A 1,992-nucleotide genomic window follows, 5' to 3' on the forward strand; every position below is an offset into this window, starting at 1 on the left:
TTGCGCTAGCCACATCATCCGCGGATGATAAGCAGGGCATCCCGTCGTCCGCATGAAAGGATCGAAAACATCATCCGGAATGGATTCGACGAGATGATGGACAGCGAACGCGATATCATTTTCTTGAAGACGAACTTCTAAATCTAAGGGCAGAACCAGCTGGTTCATGTTATAATCTTTAAACATAAGGGCACCTCCGATGGTTATGGTTTGGTCACTTTAACTTTATCAGAGGTTGTCCTTATTTGTTTATTCAGAATCGGTTTTTCATCATAGAACAAGGCCCTCGAAACGACTACACGTTTCGAGGGCCTTTCGTTTGTGAAACTGAGTTATGTTCCAGCCTCGTTTGTCGTGGTTTTATTTTGTCGAAACGGCGCAATTCGTGGCCTTCGCAAGAATCTTCGAATAGGCCCGGGCGCCCTTAATATTCAAATGAACACCATCTGCTTCAAAATAGGATGGGTGTTTGACAGCAATAGCATGCCAGTCGATCAGTTCGACCCGTTTCCGTTTTGATGCCTCTCGTAACATCTGATTGACTTCTGCTTCCCACGGGCGTGGCACCCGTGCTGTCACGAGATAGATGTGATCGGCATTTGCAAATTGGTCGAGTAAGCTATTCAACTGATCTTTGCGGAAGCTGCCGTTTGTCCCAAGATGAAGGATGACTTGGCGTCCATGTTGATTGTACGACGCATACTGCTCACTTAGCGGAATCGCTTCTCGTAGCTGTCGACCGAGTTTCGCATCAATCGTCAGTTGTTTGAGTGTACTGCCGAGATAATCTTCGACACCGAGCAGGACGGAGTCACCGATCGCAAGCGTCGGTCGACAAATTTTTCGTTGATCAGGTTTTGCTTTCGGTGTCGTCGGTTTGAGGACCGGTTTCGGTTTTTCTTTTGGCGCCGCTATCTTATGGAAGGCGGGTTTTGGCTTCGGTGTATCGGAAACAGCAAGAATCGATAAGTTACCAATGAAGCTGACGATAAGGATCGTCAACACGGCAACACTCGCCCACTGTACCGTTGAGAACTGACGTAACTGTTGCGGATGTAGCGATAAACGCTTCAAGTAACCAGACAGTCCGTGTTGACGAATCGGACGCTCGATGAAGCGATACGACGTTTCTGTTAACGCAACAAGAATAACTATGATCAATATAGTCCGTAGTACCGAGAATGTTCCAATTTGCTCGACCGGTGTCAGCAACGTGATGACGGGAAAATGCCATAGATATAAGCCGTACGACCGTTTGCCGATCGCAATAAGTGATGGATGCGCAAACCAACGACTCCAAATCGACGCCGGATGGGCGATCGTAGCAATCAACAGGGCGGCAAGGAGCGAAACGATGAAAAAGCCACCGCGGTATAAAAAGCTTCCGAACTCACTCGTGACAACCATCAGTAAAAGTAAGAGTAGCAACGTGACAGCACCTGTTTGATTCAACAATCGAACACCACGTTTTGGGATATCAATCTTAAAGCGGGTCGGTTGCCACGCGAACGCGAGCAAGCTCCCGATCAATAAGGCAAATAATCGTGTATCGGTACCGTAGTAGACACGACTCGGATCCTCACCCGGTGTGAATTGAATCGCCATCGCGAGCACGGATGCGCCGATCGCGACACCAATCAATTGAAGGAACAGGCGACGATTTTTCATACCGAACCAAAGTAGGATCGGGAATAGCAGGTAGAACTGTTCTTCGATCGCGAGCGACCAAAGGTTTTGGATCGGTGACGGTTTCCCGAACGACTCGAAATACGAGACGTCATGGAAGATATACCACCAGTTCGTTCCGTAAATAAGCGCAAAGGCACTATCTTGACGAACTGTATGCAATAGTTCGCGTTCAAAGACGGTTACATATCCGAGAACGAGTAACAGCATGACGAATAGAGCTGGGAACAAACGACGGAAACGATGAATCCAAAACCGTTTCAAATCGAGGCGCCCGGTCGTTTGCCACTCGCGTAACAAAAGACC

Annotated in this window: 1 protein-coding gene and 1 pseudogene; both read right to left on the reverse strand. The window is 48.1% G+C overall.

Annotated features, from left to right (window positions below; genetic code table 11):
* Nucleotides 1-186: pseudogene (locus B3M90_RS08720) on the reverse strand (IS5/IS1182 family transposase); the annotation flags it as partial.
* Between the two features lie 174 nt (nt 187-360).
* On the reverse strand, nt 361-1,992 hold a 1,632-nt coding region (locus tag B3M90_RS08725), incomplete at its 5' end, for an acyltransferase family protein (RefSeq protein WP_290783439.1).

Source organism: Exiguobacterium sp. UBA6309 (assembly GCF_002439205.1).
In the GTDB taxonomy this organism is placed as follows: Bacteria; Bacillota; Bacilli; order Exiguobacteriales; family Exiguobacteriaceae; genus Exiguobacterium_A.